This is a genomic window from Bradyrhizobium sp. MI1.3, from assembly GCF_055811695.1.
This window is the reverse complement of the sequence record NZ_JBVVPQ010000195.1, coordinates 1-1,454: the sequence shown is the minus strand read 5'-3', so window position 1 is coordinate 1,454 and position 1,454 is coordinate 1. Positions and strand designations below refer to the sequence as shown.

Sequence of the window (1,454 nt, the reverse complement as noted above, 5' to 3'; positions counted from 1 at the left end):
GGCGGATTCAAACGGTCGTCGCAACACCAGGAGTTTGGAGGTTGCGATGAACGTTGTAAGGCGCAGATCGGCGCGGTCAGGACGAGCCCCATTGCCGTCGCCAGGACGGCCCTCTGTTGCCGGGCGCGATGAACAGAATAAATTTTGGCGGGCGATTGCCGCTGGGTTAAGCAGCGAAGATGCTGCACTCGAAGCCGGATTGTCACAACCTGTCGGAAGCAGATTATTCCGAAAGGCGGGCGGCATGCCACCAGCGATGTTCAGATCTTCGGCAAAGGCACTGTCCGGGCGGTATCTCTCGTTGAATGAGCGCGAGGAGATCGCACTTCTCAAGGTGCAGGGCCATTCCATACAGGAGATTGGACGTCGCCTGGGGCGGGCTGCTTCCACAGTCTCCCGTGAACTGCGGCGCAACGCGGCCACTCGCGGCGGCGGGTTGGAGTATCGGGCAATAACTGCCCAATGGCATGCGGATCGATCCGCCCGCCGGCCTAAGCCGACCAAGCTTGCGCTCAATGCAACCTTGCGCACTTATGTGGAGGAAAGACTTGCTGGCGGCGTCGTAGCCCCGACCGGCGCTCCCGTTCCTGGTCCCGCCGTTCCGTGGAAGGGGCGGCGGCATGGCCAGCGCAAGGATCGGCGATGGGCCAAAGCCTGGAGCCCTGAGCAGATTGCTCGACGCTTGCCGATCGACTTCCCGGACGACAAGACGATGCGCATCAGCCACGAAGCTATCTATCAAGCCCTCTTCGTTCAGGGCCGTGGCGCGCTACGCCGCGAGCTGACGGCCTGCTTGCGAACAGGGCGTGTGTTACGGATGCCCAGAGCGCGCGTACGCAGGCGAGGCAAGGGCTTTGTCTCGCCGGAGATCATGATCAGTGAGCGCCCTGCTGAAGCTGCCGATCGAGCAGTGCCGGGACATTGGGAGGGGGACCTTATCCTCGGTCTTGGCAGCTCGGCAATCGGCACGCTGGTCGAGCGCACGACGCGCTTTACGATGCTCTTGCACCTTCCACGGTTGGCGGGGCATGGCGAAGCTCCGCGCGCGAAGAACGGGCCAGCCCTTGCGGGACATGGGGCCGAAGCCGTGCGCGACGCGATCACGCGCACCATCATCACTTTGCCCGAAGAGCTGCGCCGTTCGCTAACCTGGGATCAGGGAGCCGAAATGGCTCAGCACGATCGTCTCAAGATCGATGCGGGTATCCAGGTCTACTTCTGCGACCCGCAAAGCCCATGGCAGCGCGGCACTAACGAGAACACCAACGGGCTGCTGCGGCAGTACTTCCCGAAAGGCACGGACCTGAGCATCCACAGCGCCGAAGAGATATCCGCTGTGGCAGCGGCCCTCAATGCCCGACCGCGGAAGACACTAGGCTGGAAAACGCCGGCGGAGGCGCTTGACGATCTTCTGTTATGAGTGAAAGTAACTGGTGTTGCGACGACCGTTTGAA

General features: G+C 62.3%; 1 protein-coding gene. It reads left to right on the top strand.

Annotated features, from left to right (window positions below; genetic code table 11):
* Positions 1-46: 46 nt before the first annotated feature.
* Positions 47-1,420, top strand: a complete 1,374-nt coding sequence (locus tag AC0L3A_RS40575; protein ID WP_007597145.1) for an IS30 family transposase — start codon at positions 47-49, stop codon at positions 1,418-1,420.
* The last annotated feature ends 34 nt before the right edge of the window (positions 1,421-1,454 follow it).

Bases quoted from the DNA above. Each gene is read 5' to 3' on its own strand.
- AC0L3A_RS40575 (WP_007597145.1), top strand. From the start codon at position 47: ATGAACGTTGTAAGGCGCAGATCGGCGCGGTCAGGACGAGCCCCATTG.